The sequence below is a fragment of the Streptomyces sp. NPDC099050 genome (assembly GCF_044759865.1).
GTDB lineage: Bacteria > Actinomycetota > Actinomycetes > Streptomycetales > Streptomycetaceae > Streptomyces.
This window is the reverse complement of sequence record NZ_JBIWAE010000013.1, coordinates 161,943-177,385: the sequence shown is the minus strand read 5'-3', so window position 1 is coordinate 177,385 and position 15,443 is coordinate 161,943. Positions and strand designations below refer to the sequence as shown.

Below are 15,443 nucleotides of genomic sequence, written 5' to 3'. Positions count from 1 at the left end.
CTTGATGTTCAAGTGTTCAAGGGGTGCAACCTGCAACACCTCCATGGATCCAGCAAGCCCGGTACGAGCTGGGCAACCGAATCCGCGATGCCCGGATCCATGCGGACCTCACGCAAGAGAAGCTCGCCGAACTCGCCGGCGTCGACCGGCGGTCCGTTCAGAACGCCGAAGCCGGAGCTGTTGACCCCAAGTTCAGCTTGATCCTCAGGTTGGCCCGCGCCCTACGCCTCCCGGCGCGGGACCTCATGCCGTAACGCTGAGCGCACGACCGGTTTCGGCCACATGCTCGATACTCATCCTGCCCGGCATATGCCGTTCAGGGAAGGTGTTGTCTGCATATATGCATACGCAGAGTTCGCACCCCGTGCGCATCCGTCACGAACCAGCCGCCTCCGGCCAGGACTTACAGCGGACTCACTCCTGTCCTGTGCCCCGGATTCATGAGCGCAAATCGGCCAAACTGCAGTTCGCGCCGATCTCATGTGACTGACGGACAGTTCCCGCCCCTCCCGCTGCCGCCGCGGCCGGAGAGGCGGGGGTCTAGGGGCGCCGCGGCAGGTAGCGGGCCACGCGGGACCGGCGCGGCTGCCGCGGCGGGCACGGGCCAGCGTAGACGAAGTCGTTGGGGCGAACCGCGCTTGCGCTGTGCCGCACGATCTCGCGCGCCTCGCCAATGATGGCCTGCTGGCACTCGCAGCAGATCCGGCCGGCGGTCACGAGGCGGACCCGTGCTGGGGACAGGCGCGGGGGAACCAGCGGCTGCGCTGTCCGGCTCGGGAGACAGGGCGCTCGCCGAGGTCGACGGCATCCCCGTTGTCGAGATGGATCCCGCAGTACACGCAGGCGGTCCCGCGGACCTGCTGCTCGGACAGGTCGCTGAGGGGTGGCACTTCCCGTACATCGTTCACGGCGGCTCCAGGTGAGGGGGCGTGAGCACGACCGTATGGGGAGCGAACAGGAACGAGGGGCAGGAATCCTGCCCCTCGCCCACATGCTCGGACTCAGGCCGCGAGCAGCCCGACCTTCACCGCCAGCTCCGACGCCTTCTGCCGGCGCTCCGGCGACCTCGCTTCGGTCTCCTCGAGGATGATCCGCCGGGCGTAGCCGTTGTAGCGGATCGTCTCGGGGGCTGCGGCGTGAGCGCGGTCGAGGGTGTCGAGGGCCACCTCAGGCTGTCCGTCGAGCTGGTAGCCGCGGGCCTCCTCAATGCGGTGGCGCGCCAGTCGGGGCCGGGAAGGGATCGCTGTTCGGTCCGCGCGTACCGCCTGCCGCACCGATTCCCCACCCGCTCGCAGTTCGACGGCGATGGTCACGGCGTGGGCGCCCATGATGGCCGGGCCGAAGCTCGTGATGGGGTGGAAGTAGCCGGGGTCCAGCTTCTTCGCGGCCTTGCTGGCCTTGTCCCACCACGACCAGGCGGTCGCGGTGTCGCCGCGGCGGGCAGCCGTGTAGCCGGCCTCGTGCTGGAGTGCTCCCGAGATGGCAAGGACCGGCTCGGGCCCAGCGTTGAGGTGGGGCTCGAGGTAGCGGAGCGCTTCATGGACGACCATGTCGGCAGCTTCGAAGTGGGCCGGCCCGCTGTCCCGGTGGGCTTGTGCGGCGAGCCAGGCGGCGACTCCGATGGCGTGCGGGTCCTCGCTGTCCTGAGCGGCGACCATGCCACGCTCGGCAACCCGCCACAGCAGGGCCGAGTCGGGCTGGTAGGCGCAGAAGAACTGGGCCAGGAAGTACACCTCGGCAAGCGTGGCCTGTGCTGCCCTCCTGGCGACTGCGGTGTCGGCTTGGCGCACGGAGAGCTGGGCGTCCCGGATCAGGGCCGGGAGGAGGGCGCCGATGACTTCGCGGTGGTTGGGGGCCGTGTGTCTTGCGCTCCATGCCTTGGCGAGCCGATGCAGCAGGTGCTGGGCGCTGGGTGCTTGCCGGTCAGCAACGAGCGGGAAGGTGTCGATGGCGGCCTTCACGGCGGGAAGGCTGGAGTGGCCGGGGCCGATGAACAGCTCGATGGCCATGGACTGGTCGCCTGTGAGGTCGGCGAGGTCACGCACGCGGAGGGCTTCCGCGATGCGCAGGATCGTCGGCAGCTTGGGCACCTGGATCTGACCTGTCTCAATCTGCTTGAGCCACGACGGCGACTTGCCGAGGAGGCCAGCGAGGACTGGGCGGCTCATGCCGCGGCGGGTGCGGAGGATTTGTACGCGCTGCCCGAACCTGATGGGTTCGGGAGTAGCATCAACTGGCATAGCGGCCTTGCCCCTTTCCTGCAGCTCGACACTGTCAGCGTAGGGGGTGAGGCCGGTTCTGCGTCCAGGCGTTGATCAGAAGAGACGGCCCATCTGCGGGTGCCGCCCGATATCCTGTGCGACATGTCCCCCGCCCCTTCCGCCCCTGGTCCTGTGCGCCCTCTCGCGGAGATCAACGCGGAGATCCGGGCGCTCGTCGCCGCGGGCGGGGCGGCTACGGCGCGGTACGAGGAGCTCCTCGAGGAGTGGTCCGCGGCGATCCGGGACGCGGTCGAACCGGCGGCCTGACAGCAGTCCGCCCCGCCGGGCACGCAGCCGGCGGGGCGGAGTGAGGCCCAGCAGCATCCCCGCTAGCTAGAGCCGATGTGATGGCCTCATTGTCTCAGGGGGTACTGACAACGGGCCGGACGTGAAGACGCCCGCCCCCGCGTATGTCAGGGACGGGCGTTAGATCCTTCGGCGGGATTCGAACCCGCGACCACTCTCCAAGACCCCGAGGGGCGGTGCACCGAGCACTCTGCCGCTGAGCTACGAAGGACTCCGGCCAGTGTTGCACGCGGCGCCGACAGCGGCCAGGGCGGTCAGACGCCCGGCTTCTCGTTCCAGTAGCCGTTGTCCCCACGCCCCTCGATGTAGACGATGGCGTGGTTCAGGGCGGCGCCCGGGTCGAGGGCGGCGTGGAGGATCGAGCTGAACTCCTGATGGGCGGCAGCGTCGGCCTCGTTCAGGCCGCGCTTGCACTTGCGGTCCCAGTAGTCGCTCTCCATCCTGATTCGGTCCAAGAGCTCGGCGCGCGTGAGCTTTGTCAAGTCCTCGCGGGTCAGCCGCTTGAAGGCTGGCATGTCTACGTCCCTTCTGTGGTCAGGTGGCAGCGCATAACGACTGACTACTTGCTGGCGAGCTGAGCTTCGAGGTCTGCGATCCGCTGCTCGTAGGACGCGAGCAGCTGGGCGAGCGCGGTCTCAGCCTTGTACTGGACCGGACCGTCTGCCGTCAGATCCGAGATCAGGGCCTGGAGCTCGTACTCGCGGGCGCCGTTGATGTCAGCCACGCTGGTCTCCTTCGGGTTGGAGCCGTTCGGCGAGACCGGCGGCGAGGGTGTACGCGGGGTGGTTGTCGAGCTGTCGCCGGCGCCGGTTGTACCGCTGGGTGGTGCGGGAGTCGCTGTGGCCGGCCGCGTCCTGGACGTCTTGGAGCGGGACTTTGGCGTCGAGGCTGTCGGTGATGAAGGCGTGCCGCAGCATGTGGGGCTTCATGGTGGCGGCCTGCGGGATGCCGGCGTGCTTGGCGAGGACGCGGAGGTGTGTCCAGACCTGGGGCTGGGTCCAGCGGGCGCCGGTTTCGGTCTGGAAGAGTGGGCCTTCGCGGCGATCGCCGAGGTAGGTGATGAGCGCGTCGTAGGCGAGCGGGGGCAGGGGTACGCGCTTGCGCTTCCCGCCCTTGAGCCGCAGGGGCAGCGTGTGGTGGCCGCGGTCGTAGCCGAGCTGGTCGGCGTTGAGGGCGAGGACTTCGTCGATGCGGGGGCCGAGGAGGTAGAGGAGTGCGACGAGGGCGTAGCTGCGGGGTGCCCAGTCGCGGGCGGTGGCGATGAGCTTCTCAGTCTCGGCGGGCAGCATGCCCTCGGTCGGCGAGTAGTCGGCGTCGATGCGGGGTCGGTCGACGCTGGCGAACGGGTCTGCGGGGATGGCTTCAACGCGGACGGCGTAGGTGTAGAAGGATCCGGCGGCGGCGAGGGCTTGGGCGACGGCGGATGGGGAGAGCAGGCTGCCTTGCTTGCGGCCGGGACGCAGCGCGAGGTGGTTGGCGTAGGCGTCAGCGAGCGGCAGTTTCGCATCCAGCGGGTGGATGCCGCCGCTGCGGGCGTAGGCCTCCCAGCGGAGAAAGTTCCGGGCGTAGGCGGTGCGGGTGTGGCGAGACCTCTGCCGGGCGCACCAAGCTCCGGCGACCGTTGGCAGGGGGTCTCGATCGCCGTATAGCTCGACGAGCTGTACGCGGAGCTTCCGGGCTTCGTCGGGCCAGTCGTCGCGGGGGTCGTGCCGGTGGGTGGAGACCTCGGCCGACTGGCGCGGGACGAGGGCCGTCATGCCGCCATGCGCTCTCGAAGCTCCACCAGGAGAAGCGGGTTGACGATCGTGACGATGGCTTTGATGTCGCGGAAGTCGGCGGCGGCCCAGAGGACGTCGCGGGCGGCCCGGTACTTCGCGGCCAGCCGTGTCCGACTCTCCTCGGGTAGCTGCGCTGCCCGGTCGGGGTGGCTGTTGTGCGCATTGTCCGAGATCTTCACGAGGGTGGCGTCGCTGTTCGTCATGATGCGACGGATCTTCTCTTCGTAGGGCACGCCCTTCTGGTTGGTCACTGCCTCGACGGCGCTGATGACGCGTTCTGGGATTCCGGCGTCGCGCAGTCGCTCGGCAGTCCAGTCGGTGTCCTCGATGATGTCGTGCAGCAGCCCGGCCATAACGAGCTGATCGCCGAACGGGGCGAGACCCGCGGCGACTGCACGAACGTGCTCGATGTACGGCACGCCGATCTTGTCGACCTGTCCGGCGTGCGCGCAGTCGGCCATGAGGTCGACATCACTGACGGATTTCACAGAGTCTCCTTGTAGTGGATAACTGTCATTATTCACTAGCGGGTTGGGCTGTGTCAGCCGTTCAGCGAAGGCCATGCCAGGGCATAAAGAAGCCCCACCGCTTGTGCGATGGGGCGAACATCCGTATGGCATCTTATCGAGGTCGCACGGCAGTTGATGGTATGACGAAAGCCCCCTCCCGAAGGAGGGGGCGGGTCAGACTCCAGTTCGGTTGTACTCGGTGATCCGCTCGGGGGGCGCCGGGGGTTCGATGCCGGCCTGCCGCATCTGGGCCGTGAGGTCATTCACGTGGAAGACGAACGCGCGGACCAGTGACCGGAGCGAGCGGACTTCCTCGCGGGTCTCCGCCAGGTCGGCGTTCTGCTCCGCGCGGATCTCACGGAACGCCTGCAGGTCCGCAGCCCGTTGCGCTGGCTCGCTCTGTACAACCGCGGCAACCTCTGTTGCCCGCGCGGTGGCCGCCACCGCTGCTCGTGACGAGCGTGCTGTGAGCACGACCCCTATCAAGGTCAGCACGGCTCCGCTGACCGTTGCTACCGCCGCCCACACGTTCATCCGCCCTCAGCTCTCCGGGCGCGAGGAGTCTTGGGCACGGAGTGCTCGGGCACCGTCGCGGCCCACATGATCACCCCCACGTGAGAGGTGAGGTACCAGACCGCGACCCAGGCGCCGCGGGAGTAGTCGCCTGAGATGACGGCGACAAGGTAAGAGATCGCCCACACGGCCGGCGGAACCATGGCGGCGACGTATCCGAACCGGTCCCGGCCTACCTGAAGGAAGGCCGAGGCGGTGGTGATGATCCCGGCGATGACCCACAGCCAGGCCCAGCAGTGAAGCGGGGCAGTGCGCGTGAGCAGGCCGAGGCCGGTTGTTGAAGGTGGATCGACGATCATGCCTGCACCCCAGCAGATCTTGCCGATGCCCAGGATGAGGAGGAAGTGGCCGCGGCGGCCCAGCTGCTTGCGGAGCCGCCGGACCGTGCGGCACCTCACTAGACGCTCCGGGGCGAGCCGGCCGTGACCAGACTGTCCTGCATCTTGCCGCTCACGCCGGCCGGTTTCCAGAAGCCGAAGTGGGCGAGGACAGCGCTGCCGAAGCTGACGGCGGCGAGGATGGCCGCGGTGCCGAGGTCGAAGCCCGGCCCGGGGTTGGCTATCTCAACGACGAGCCCGTTGGCGGTGCTGAGCGCGAGCAGCAGCACGGCCTTGGTGCCGGCGGAGGTGACGCGGGTGGTGACCAGGCCGACAAGGACCGGCAGGATCACGGAGACGAGGAGGCCGAGCCAGTAGGCACGGTCGAGGGACACGGTCATGGTCATGCCGCCTTTACGGTGAGCTGGACTTGGAGGGTGCCGTCAGCGAGGGCCTCCCGGACCTCGTCGGGCGTCATCTTGGCGTCGCTGATCGCCGCCATGAGCTGGGCCTGGAACACGTCCTGCCAGACCAGCCACCAGAACGCCGCCTTCTTGGTGCCGTCCCGGGTGCCGTCGGGCTGCACGTTGGGGAGCTGGTAGTTCCAGGTGGCGGCAGCCGCAGCAGCCGCGATCTTCTGGATGTCGTCAGGGGTCACGATGTCCTCCTGCTGAGGGGGTGAGGTCGAGACGCCGGCGAGGCGTGCGGTGATGCGCTGCCGCATGCCTGGCATGGCGAAGGTGGGGTCGGACTTGTCGTCGGACCACTCCTTGTGGCCGATCACGCTCTTCGCCGACCAGCCGTGCGCCCGGCACACCGCAGCCGACGCCCGCTCGATCGTGTCGAGCTGCGCGGCGGTCCACGGGTCCTTGCCGTCGCCGAGGTTCTCGCACTCCCAGCCGTAGAAACTGGCGTTGCCGTCGATGCCGTCCGTGTTTCCGACGTTGGGGACGGGCGGGCGCTCGCTGTAGCTCTCGTCCTGCACGGCCTTCAGCACGTCGGGGTCGCCGCCGCCGGCATGGTTGCAACGGCCGTGGCCGATCAGGTGGAAGGTGCCGTCCTTGGTGATGACTCCCTGGCAGAGCGGCCCGGGGAGCCCTGAGTATCCGTCTCTGCAGATCCGGACGGTGGCATCGGATCCGGAGCTCACCGTGTGGTGAACGATCACGCCGTGGACGGGTCCCCAGGCGCCCTTGTGGTTGCGGTTGTGGGTGCGCCAACCGTCGTGCTCCTGGACCCGGACGCCTTCAGCGAGGAGCGCGGCCAGGAACCGGTCTGCGGGCAGAGGATCAGCCATCAGGTCTCCTATGTCGAGTGGTTCGCTGTCGTCCAGCGAGAGGTTCAGAGGTGGCTACCAGCCGGGTGGGAGCCGCTTCCGGGGCCGCTTCGGATCGTCCGGGGCGATGAAGGGGAACTCGGGCTCAGTCGGCGCCGGGCATGAGCAGTCGCCGTCCTTGCCCGGTCCGGCGCACCAGGACTCGTGGACGTAGGCAGCCGCCTCGGGCGACAGGGCGTGGTCGGCGCACGCGTACACGGCCACCGTGGTGTCGCCCTTATCCGAGGCTCGACGGCGCCACTGCACGACCGCGTCAGCTCCGCACTCACAGGCCGCCCTCATGCGTGGATCCATTCGACGTACATCATCGATGCGGACTCGCCGGCGTAGGCGGTCGATAGAGCGCCGCCACTGTTCTGTCCGCCGGCGACCTCGACGTAGTCGCCGACGGCCAGGTCGAGCAGGTGGCTAGCCTCGAAGATTCCGGCCAGGGTTCCGGCGGCGCCTAGGTTCGCGGCGCCTTGGATGTAGGTGCCGTTCAGGTGGATACGGGCGCCTCTGGATCCTGTGCTGTTGGTGGCAAAGGCCGCCCTGCCGGTGATGCGGTAGGTGCCCGCAAGCTGGCACACGTAGCGGCTCGTATTGGACGTGGTGGAGTGCCCGTTATAGGTGTCCTTGATCTCCGTGTCGAAGGTGATCACGCCCCACGCCCCGTGTGCGACGGACTGCACTACCGTCTGCTGGAGAATCGCGAGCGGCGGACTCTCCACTTTGTCGAGGAGCTCGGCCTCGATCGTTTGGCCAGCGTAGACAGCCATGAACACCTCCTTCTAAAGAGCCGCTATTGCGGGCTGAGCGAGACGGAGATCCGCCCCGGATGCATGGGACTTGGTGATGCCGTTGGTGCTGCGAGTGACGGTCATTCGCTGCGGAGTCGGCACCTGAAAGTCACCCCACGCCACTGTCACCGGCAACGTGTTGGAGTTCGCGCTGGACAGGATGGAGCGGGTGCCGATTTCCGCATCGGCGCTGATATCCGTGTCCGTGGCTGTCAGCTGCCACGCCCCTGGATCTGGGTGGGTGACCGGCCAGACGCGGGCCTGCAGGGTGGTGCCGGCGACCTCGAATCTGATCCAGAAGCGGCGGTCGACCGCGTGGGTGTACGGGGTGGTGAACGTGCCTGCGAGGCTCGTCTCGGTACCGCTGACTCGCTTCCGGAGCGTCAGCAGGACTGTCTGCGTGGTACTGAATTCCACCCTGGCGAGGTACATGTTGTTGCTGTCCGTCCACCGGGCTGCGAGGGAGCAGAAATGCCCGCCGCCCGTCGCGAGTTTGTCGGTCGCGACCGTTGCCATGATGTCCGCGTTCGCGCCGGGCGAGTCGAGCGTTACGTACCGGGCGACGTTGATGCTGGTGAGGGACACCAGGCCGTATCCGATGACCGCGTTCTGTACAGCCGCGGCGTACCGATAGAACGTGGCTGTCCGCTGGCCGGAGTCACGCATCGTCCGGGACAGATCACCGTTAGGGAAGAACGCCTCACGCTGCGCCCGGGAGATTTCCAGCTGAACGCCCGCGGTCCTAAGGTTTTCGTTGCAGATGTTCGTCGGGTCGGAACCGGCGATCTCCGACGGAGCGTCGGTGACTCGGAATCCGGCTGACAGAAGGGCCTTCCGGATTCGGGCGCCCAGCTCCTCGTCCAGGCCGCCGAGCGCCGTCTCCGCATACCCGTCGACCCCCGCGTACCCGTGGAAACTGATGGTGCGGCTGCTGGCTGCCACGAGCGCGACGGCGAGCGGCTCGTCGAAAAGGGTGCTCGTGATGTGGAGGGCCGTGTTGCCGCTGGTCTTCAGTCCCTTGAAGTCGGAGTACGCCATGGTGGTGCCGCCGCCGGACACCTCGTAGGCCATCTCGCTCGTGCCGGCCTCGATGCCGCCGCCGTGGATCGCGATCGCCGCATAGGTCGCCCCGGTCGGGGTGACGGCCGTGCGGCTGTAGTCCACCCCTTCCGTCTCGGCTGCCGCGAGGTCGGCATAGCTGGTATAAACCATGTCAATCCCCCTGCACGCTGTAGTCGGAGGCACTGCCGCCCGTGGCGGTCCAGGCCTGCCCGGCATCGGACGTTCCCCAGCCGGACGAGACAGTGCGCTGGAAGCGGTCCTGCCGGCTGCCGTTGATCTGCGTCACGGTCATGACCTCGCCGCCAACCCGAACGTCGATGGGCATCTCCAGAGAGTCCGTAGTCCACGGCCGGCCCGCAGTAGTCGTGAGGGATAGAACGGTGTCGTCAGCGTCCACACTCGACGACAGGACCGTGCCCGAGGTATCCGCCCGCCCGCGGACCGGATCATCCATCACGCCCACGATCCACGGGCCGGCCGGAGAGCACGTCAGCGTGATCGTCCACTCGAGGCTACGGATCTCCTCCTCCGCCCCCTCCACCATCAGGTCCAGGGGCCCCGGAGGCAGGAAGGCCGGTAGGTCGGTGATGCGGATGATGTCGCCGGACCGCAGGGCGGACACAGTCGGCACGAGGGTCGGGAACTTGTGCAGCAGGATCCGCACCCGCGGATAGCGGGCCTCGTCGTGGGTGCCTCGGTGGAGCAGCCAGTAAGCAATGTCATCGCACTGGCTGTCCGTGTTCAAATTCAGGGTCTGGGAGTCGTCGTAGGTCCCCACACCATTCGGTGGCGCTGAGACCGACAGCGCGCCACTCGTCAGGATGGCGCGTGCAGACGATCCGCCGGTCCGCGCCACCGTGATGTCGTTGCGGACCGTCGTGTCATCGTCGACCGGCTCCAGAGGCGCCACCAGCTGCGAGTACGTGAGGGTGGCCTTCGGGGCCTGGTTGTAGAGAGTCGACCGGCTGCGGTAGCAGAGGCCCGCCCGTTCCCGGTCCTCGTAGAGGATCCCTCCGTCAGCGTCCTCGCACTCGTACAGGAGAGCCCGGAGTGCACTCGGCCGCTGCGGGCCCATCTCTGAGGACGAGCCAGCGCTGGAGGGGGCGATGACGATGGGCAGCACCTCCTCGGTTCCGAGGCGGAGCATCCGATCAGCGGCGGTCTCCCCCCGGTAGCCGTTGTCGGCGGTCCCCCAGACGCTCGTGTCAGAGGAGGGGAACACCCCCACGTGTCCGATCTTCATGCCGGCCAAGAGCGCGCCAAAGCCCGTCTGGATGTCGATCACGTTCCCGGGCGCGCCGGCAATGGTGAAGTTCCATTGGACGCCAGCGGCGTCGACATCGACGAAGCCGAAATGGAAGTCCGTATTCGCCCCGTTGAGCTGGGCGGTGCAGTCAAACCGGAACCATTTCCCTGGCGCGTACACCGCCGAGTTAGCGAAGACTTCGGTTGTGATGATCGACCCGCCCAGGGCGTACAAGTCCGCGACCACCGTGGTGCTCGTAAATCGCATGACGAGGCCCCGGGCGGTTCCCGTTGTGGAGAAGGCCAGCCACGACATCGACGAGGCCGGCATGGTGTCGATCTGATACAGCAGCGACACCATGTATCCGTCGGTGGGGCTGGTGTAGGTGGGCACCAAGCCATGCATGAAGGCCGCGTCCCCCACCACAGGCAGCGGCGACGACCCCGGGCACGTGTCGTCCTGGGCAAACGCAAGATCACCGACCGAAAGCGGCGGACAGCCGGGAATCGGCGAGGACGCCTGAAGCGCGTCCCGGCCATCCTCCATAGGCCAGTACGCGATCGGCCCCATACTCGGCAGCCGGCGGCGCAGCGTGGACGCCAACGCCTTGTCACCCTGCCCTAGGCGCCGCAGTATTCCGGCCGCCTCAACGGGGGTAGTGACGTCGAGCCCCCCGGAACTCCAGCGAGGGGACCATGCCGAAGCCTCAAGGACGGCACGGATCCGACGCGAGGTGAGCTCGCCGCCGTTCGCGGTCGTCCAGGTACGGCCGGCATCGTCGGCAAAGCTCGTTGTGCCGCTAGCCTGCGCACTGAAATCGGGGTCCGCTACAACGGAGCCGCTGATGCCGCTTCGAATCTCAATCGCGTGGTACTGGCGGGATACGGGCGCGTAGGTGTTGCTGGCGATGTCCCCCACCTCGACACCAGACGTCGAGTTGAAGATCGACGTTGTGCCCCCTGTGGTCGCAACCGACGTCCCGAGCTGTGTCCACTGGCCGGCCAGAGTGGGCGCGGTATAGAAGGCGACCGTGTAGCCACCGCCGCCATTGTTGACGTCCAGAGTCGCCCGGACAGCTCCGCGCTCTCCGGGGCCGAAAGCAACCGGCAGCGTGGACAGAGCGAAGATGAAGGCTGTTCCGTCGGCAGACCAGCGGAACTCGATCGCACCGTCGTCGCGTATCGCCATAAGCCACGAACGCTGGTTGGTAGTGCTGTTGTACTTTCCGAACACGGACCATCCGAACACCCCGGTACTGCAAGCCCACACGCTGGGGGTCAGATCAGCCCGGACATCAAGGTCCCCAGTGATATCCAAAGCGGCAGTGTCGGCAGTGGTGGCGCGCCCACGCACGCCGCTGGGGATGACGAGCGCCACGTTCGCGCCGCCGTGACTGATCCGAACGGGAGTGTTACGGCCAAGCTGCCCGAAGTAGGGGCTGTTGGGGTTACGGCTGGAGTACTTACCATCAGGGTTGAACAGGCTGAACACCGCCGTGGCGGGATCTGTGCGCGCGCCCTCGGACCGCCGGCCCCATCGGTAGCGGATGCCGCCACCCTCGCGAAGAGCGTCACTCGTGACGGTCGTCCACACCCCACCTATCTGGAGCTCCACGCCCGGATCGGGAAAGACCATTACGCCGACCCCCTTCCGATGACTGACTGAACGTTTCCTCCGCGCAGGCCGATCTCGTACTGCAGCGGGTCGATCAGGGCTTCGGCGACCTGACGGCCGTCGAGCATGACCTGCACAACGATCGGGCCCGAGATGCCGCCGCCTCCGGCCATGCCCGCCGCGATCCGCTTCGAGTCAGGGTTCGACCGGACCCGAGAGCCGGGAGCCAGGTTGACCAGCTCAGGTCCCTGCTCACCAACGAGCGTCATCCGTGACCGCGGCCCGCCACCCGCAGCGCCGATAATCCCGCCGTGGGCCTGCGCCTGACCGCCCGGGTGGTTCGACGTGAAGTTTTGGTAGATGGTGCGGATATACACGGTCTTGTCGTGCACCGCGTTGACCGCTGCGTTGGCCCGCCGCATCTTTTCGAGGAGATCAGAGATCTCCGCACGGACGGCCACCTTCTTCGTCGCCGGCGCTGCTGCCAGCCGAGCCCGCGCGTCAACGAGCTTTGCCTGCAGGTCGCTGATGTCGCCGGTCAGGTATGCCGTCTTGTCCGGCGTGGCGAGAATCTGGGCCGCCAGCGCCGCCGCCTGCTCCCTGGTCAGCCCCATCGCGTCAGCGTTAGCAATCAGCTGCTGACGGCCTCGCTCGTAGATCCCGCTGATGGATGACCACGACTCGCCGTTCTCCCGGGCCGCCGCCGCGGCCTCGTCGGTCTTGTCCGCGAGAGCGCTGAGAGAGCTTGCCGCTGCACGGGCCTTCTCACTGTTGAGGTCCAGGACCCCGCCGACCATGTGGAGTTGGTCCTTGTTGTCCGCTGCGGCCTTCGCTGCCGCATCGATCGCAGCCTCGAAGCCGATCATTCCGTCCAGGGCGCTCCGGTTGACGTCGTTGAGGGCCTGGATGGATTGCCGCAACCCGTCAGCTGACTGCTTCTGCAGGTTGAGCTTGCCTTGGACAGACACAGCCTGCTCGCCGAACAAACCCATCGAGCGGGCAGCCATCTCCTGATCAGCGGCAAGGGCCGATACTGCCGCCTGGTACTGCGGGAACATCTCCGCTACCTGCGCCGCCGTCATCCCCGACGCCGTGAGGGCTTCCTGGAAGCGACCGAACTGGGCCGCAGCTTCATCTGCGTGACCCCCCTTGGCGAGGGAGGCGAAAGCGTCGTCGAATGCTTTGAAGTCGTCCTTGAGAGCGGCCAGGCTCTTGGTGCCGTTCGCGAGCTGGTCAATTTTCGGGGAGATCTTGTCGAAGAGGGCGCCCATGGGTATGAGGCTCGTGAACTTCTTCAGCGTGTCGAAGGACGCAGTCGAGGCATGCATCAGCTTGACCTTCGCCACGAATCCGTCCATGTCACCGAACGTCTTCTTCAGCTCGCCAGTGAACTTCCCGGCAGCACCGAGATTCTTCAGCGACGTCGTGAGCCGGTCCACATCCGGCGGTGCGCCCTTCGCTTCGTCCGCGAGCGCGTTGATGCCAACGACCACGGCCGTCAGGACAGCCAGGACGATGGACGCCCGCTGCATTGCGGTAAGGCTCGCAGTCACGCCGGCGATGGCCGTAGACACACCCCCGAATCGTGCCGCCCGAATGAAGCCGGTCGCGCCCGTGGCGGCCGCGCCCAGCGCCGGCCCCAACCCCATCGACACCAGTTGCAGCGCCTTCATGGCGAAAGCCACCTGCAGGAGCACGCTCAGCAGCTCGGTCGGTACAGCATTCACCAGCTGGGCGAGCGCGTTGACGATGGTCAGGACGCCAACACCCGTATCAGCCGCCGCCACCACGATCTTGCCGAGCGCCCGCGTCAGGTTGCCGAGAGTCTCGGCTACGACCGGCCCGCTCTCACGCACGTAGGCGAGGAACTGGCGGAAGCCGTCGGACTGGATGCCGCGGTTCATGGCCTGCCCGAAGGAGACCATGCCGTCGATCGCTGCCCGTAGCGTCCGCCGGCTGAAGTCGCTCATTTTGACCATGAAGTCGTCGAAGCCTTTCGACTGCACTCCGACGGCCAGGATGTTCATGAGGCGGCCCATCTCGGCCGACGTGCCCTTGACCAGCGGCGTCAGCTTCGGGAACAGCGCCCCGAGCACGGCGAAGCCCTTCGTGGCGACAGGAAGGGTGTCCCCTGCAAGGCTGTCGGTCCAGCCCTTGTACTGGTCCTGCATCACGCCGAGCGACGCCGCAGCTTTACGGACCTCTGGGGACGCCTTGGAGACTTCCTTCAGCCAGGCCTTCTCGGCTTCGGCCGCCTCCTTCGAGGTACGGCCGCTGTCCTCCATCGCCTTCTTGTGGGCCTTCTGTGCCTCGCCTAGCTTGCCCATGGTGAGGATCTGCGGGGCTATGGCTGCGCCGAAGGCGGCCATCGCCACGCCAGCTGCGCCGAGAGCGGGCACCAGTGGGGCAACCACAGCCGCGATCGGGACCAGGGCCGGAGCCAGACCGATAGCCGCCATCATCAGCTTCTTCGAGCCATCGGCGGCGCCACCCGACGACGAGCCCAACCCCCCGAGGCTTCCCCGCAAGCCGGCCATGCCGCCGCCCACACGCCGGAGGCTGCCGTCCAGGCCGTCCATGTTCGTGGTCAGCGCGTTCGTGCGGGTCGACAGCGTTTCCAGGCGGCCATCCGCGCTACCTGCTCGCGTCGACAGGGTTCGCAGTGCCGACGAAGCCGACGTTGAGGATGTGCGGAGTTCCTGCAGGGCCGTCGATGTGGCGGCTGCCCGGCCTCGCAGGGTACGTAGGGCATTTGACGCGCTCTGGGCTGCCGTCTGAAGCACTACGAGAGCAGCGGCAGCCGCCGTTGCTCGTCCTGCGAGGGCCCCCAGGGCGGTACCGGCGTGGGTAGCATTTGTGCGGAGGTTCTGCATTGCCCGGGCTGCTGCCACGACCTGCGCGGCGTCCCCCGTGAAGCGGGCTTCGAGTCGTACCGGGCTTTCCGCCTTCAGGCTTCGGATTGCAGCCCGGACGCTGGCAAGGCCTCCTTGAGTACGGTCATCGAGGCGCACGCTCAAGCGCACGGGGCCCGTTTCCTTCAGTTCCCGCAGCATCGTTTTGATCTGTGTCACTGCGGCCGTGGCGTTGCTGTCGAGGCGCACACGCAGCTGGATCGGCGCGGAGTCCCGCAGATCTCGCAGTGTCGTTTTGATCCGCGCCATGGCCGTCTGCGCTTCGCTGTCCAGCCGCACCTTGAGACGTATAGGCGCCGAGTCTCTGAGGTCCCGAACCGTCTCTTGGATGCGACGCAGGGCCGCATCTGCATCACTGTCCATGCGGACCTTGAGGCGAATCGGAGCCGTACTACGCAGCTCTCGTACCGCCTCCTTTAGGCGCGTGAGTGCCGTATCCGTGGTGTCGTCGAGTCTGGCCCGCAGGGTCAAGTCGCGGCTCAGCGATGCGCGGAGCTGTTCCACTGAAGTGTTGGTAGAGCGGGCGGCCGCTTTCAGTCGGTTCAGGGACTGGGTGACCGTCGCCAGTCCCGCTGTGGTCTGGTTGGAGACGCGGACGTTGATCTCGATGTCATTGGCCATCGTCTGCGCCTCCTTCCGGCGTACCTCGGCGTTCGATCTCTAGGAGCTGGAGTAGTTCGGTGTCTTCCTCGTACAAGGCGCTGGGCAGGCAGTTGAACTGCCTGCACAACCCGAGGACGATGCGGGCCC

Annotated in this window: 17 protein-coding genes and 1 pseudogene; 2 read left to right on the top strand and 16 right to left on the bottom strand. The window is 67.2% G+C overall.

The window, feature by feature from the left end:
• The first annotated feature begins 23 nt into the window (after positions 1-23).
• Positions 24-254, top strand: coding sequence for a helix-turn-helix transcriptional regulator (locus tag ACIQV3_RS22855; protein ID WP_403714510.1), 231 nt, complete (start codon positions 24-26; stop codon positions 252-254).
• 459 nt (positions 255-713) lie between these two features.
• Here the strand turns inward: ACIQV3_RS22855 and ACIQV3_RS22850 are convergent, their stop codons facing one another.
• The gene (locus ACIQV3_RS22850) at positions 714-908 is read right to left on the bottom strand and encodes a hypothetical protein (RefSeq protein WP_403714508.1); all 195 of its coding nucleotides are present in this window, start codon (positions 906-908) and stop codon (positions 714-716) included.
• A 93-nt stretch (positions 909-1,001) separates the two neighbouring features.
• On the bottom strand, positions 1,002-2,240 hold the full coding sequence (locus ACIQV3_RS22845; RefSeq protein WP_403714506.1) for a helix-turn-helix domain-containing protein: 1,239 nt from the start codon (positions 2,238-2,240) through the stop codon (positions 1,002-1,004).
• A gap of 123 nt (positions 2,241-2,363) precedes the next feature.
• Here ACIQV3_RS22845 and ACIQV3_RS22840 point away from each other — a divergent pair, with 123 nt between their 5' ends.
• Complete coding sequence (locus ACIQV3_RS22840; protein WP_403714504.1) at positions 2,364-2,528, top strand: hypothetical protein; 165 nt, start codon at positions 2,364-2,366, stop codon at positions 2,526-2,528.
• 163 nt (positions 2,529-2,691) lie between these two features.
• Here the strand turns inward: ACIQV3_RS22840 and ACIQV3_RS22835 are convergent.
• The 14 genes and pseudogenes from ACIQV3_RS22835 to ACIQV3_RS22770 all read right to left on the bottom strand — a co-directional run bounded on the left by ACIQV3_RS22835 (position 2,692) and on the right by ACIQV3_RS22770 (position 15,314).
• Positions 2,692-2,778, bottom strand: a pseudogene (locus tag ACIQV3_RS22835).
• Between the two features lie 43 nt (positions 2,779-2,821).
• Entirely contained in the window at positions 2,822-3,082 is a 261-nt protein-coding gene (locus ACIQV3_RS22830; protein ID WP_403714502.1) for a hypothetical protein, read from the bottom strand.
• A 44-nt stretch (positions 3,083-3,126) separates the two neighbouring features.
• Positions 3,127-3,291 (bottom strand): hypothetical protein, encoded by a 165-nt coding sequence (locus ACIQV3_RS22825; RefSeq protein ID WP_403714500.1) that lies wholly within the window; start codon positions 3,289-3,291, stop codon positions 3,127-3,129.
• Positions 3,284-4,324 carry a tyrosine-type recombinase/integrase gene (locus ACIQV3_RS22820; protein WP_403714498.1) on the bottom strand — a complete coding sequence of 347 codons (1,041 nt, stop codon included), beginning with the start codon at positions 4,322-4,324 and terminating at the stop codon, positions 3,284-3,286. The genes ACIQV3_RS22825 and ACIQV3_RS22820 overlap by 8 nt, the downstream gene beginning before the upstream one ends.
• A complete protein-coding gene (locus tag ACIQV3_RS22815; RefSeq protein ID WP_403714603.1) occupies positions 4,321-4,806 on the bottom strand; it encodes an HD domain-containing protein in 486 nt (161 codons plus the stop codon). Before ACIQV3_RS22815 ends, ACIQV3_RS22820 begins: the two co-directional genes overlap by 4 nt.
• Before the next feature lie 222 nt (positions 4,807-5,028).
• On the bottom strand, positions 5,029-5,328 hold the full coding sequence (locus ACIQV3_RS22810) for a hypothetical protein (RefSeq protein ID WP_403714496.1): 300 nt from the start codon (positions 5,326-5,328) through the stop codon (positions 5,029-5,031).
• Positions 5,329-5,384: 56 nt separating this feature from the next.
• A complete protein-coding gene (locus ACIQV3_RS22805; protein WP_403714494.1) occupies positions 5,385-5,825 on the bottom strand; it encodes a hypothetical protein in 441 nt (146 codons plus the stop codon).
• On the bottom strand, positions 5,825-6,151 hold the full coding sequence (locus ACIQV3_RS22800) for a hypothetical protein (RefSeq protein ID WP_403714492.1): 327 nt from the start codon (positions 6,149-6,151) through the stop codon (positions 5,825-5,827). Before ACIQV3_RS22800 ends, ACIQV3_RS22805 begins: the two co-directional genes overlap by 1 nt.
• Positions 6,148-7,041: an N-acetylmuramoyl-L-alanine amidase gene (locus tag ACIQV3_RS22795; RefSeq protein WP_403714491.1), complete on the bottom strand. Its 894-nt coding sequence runs from the start codon at positions 7,039-7,041 to the stop codon at positions 6,148-6,150. Before ACIQV3_RS22795 ends, ACIQV3_RS22800 begins: the two co-directional genes overlap by 4 nt.
• A 54-nt stretch (positions 7,042-7,095) precedes the next feature.
• Positions 7,096-7,362, bottom strand: coding sequence for a hypothetical protein (locus ACIQV3_RS22790; RefSeq protein ID WP_403714489.1), 267 nt, complete (start codon positions 7,360-7,362; stop codon positions 7,096-7,098).
• Entirely contained in the window at positions 7,359-7,838 is a 480-nt protein-coding gene (locus ACIQV3_RS22785; RefSeq protein ID WP_403714488.1) for a hypothetical protein, read from the bottom strand. The genes ACIQV3_RS22790 and ACIQV3_RS22785 overlap by 4 nt, the downstream gene beginning before the upstream one ends.
• Positions 7,839-7,850: 12 nt before the next feature.
• Positions 7,851-9,071, bottom strand: coding sequence for a poly-gamma-glutamate hydrolase family protein (locus tag ACIQV3_RS22780; protein WP_403714486.1), 1,221 nt, complete (start codon positions 9,069-9,071; stop codon positions 7,851-7,853).
• 1 nt (position 9,072) lies between these two features.
• Complete coding sequence (locus tag ACIQV3_RS22775) at positions 9,073-11,802, bottom strand: hypothetical protein (protein ID WP_403714484.1); 2,730 nt, start codon at positions 11,800-11,802, stop codon at positions 9,073-9,075.
• Positions 11,802-15,314 (bottom strand): hypothetical protein, encoded by a 3,513-nt coding sequence (locus ACIQV3_RS22770; protein ID WP_403714482.1) that lies wholly within the window; start codon positions 15,312-15,314, stop codon positions 11,802-11,804. Before ACIQV3_RS22770 ends, ACIQV3_RS22775 begins: the two co-directional genes overlap by 1 nt.
• Positions 15,315-15,443 lie beyond the last annotated feature (129 nt).